At 80.3% G+C, this 299-nt stretch carries 1 pseudogene; it reads right to left on the bottom strand.

The features are described 5' to 3' along the window. Positions 1–299: pseudogene (locus GTW08_RS13950) on the bottom strand (hypothetical protein); the annotation flags it as partial.

Here is a 299-nt window from a genome sequence, read left to right as displayed (position 1 = left end):
CAGGTGCCCTGGCAGGACGCCAGCCACACGCCCAGCTCGCCGAGCCTGCCGAGCCCGCCGGTGGGCATGGCGAGCCCCTCGACCAGGGCGACGGCCGCACGGCGGCTGCGGGAGTCCGGCCGTCCGACGGTGACCGGGACGATCTCCACGTCGGACTCGGTGATCGAGGCGGGGGTCGTCGCGGCTCCGGCGACGGCGCCCGCGGCCGCCCCGGTCGCGGGGAGGACCGCACCCGGGACCCCGGCGGGGGTGCCCGCGACGTCGCCGTCGGGGTCGGCGACGTCGGTGCCGACGGGCCC

It is taken from the genome of Pseudonocardia sp. SID8383, assembly GCF_009864975.1.
GTDB classification, from domain to species: Bacteria; Actinomycetota; Actinomycetes; order Mycobacteriales; family Pseudonocardiaceae; genus Pseudonocardia; species Pseudonocardia alni.
The sequence above is the reverse complement of the archived record's forward strand: the minus strand, read 5'-3'. Positions and strand labels throughout refer to the sequence as shown.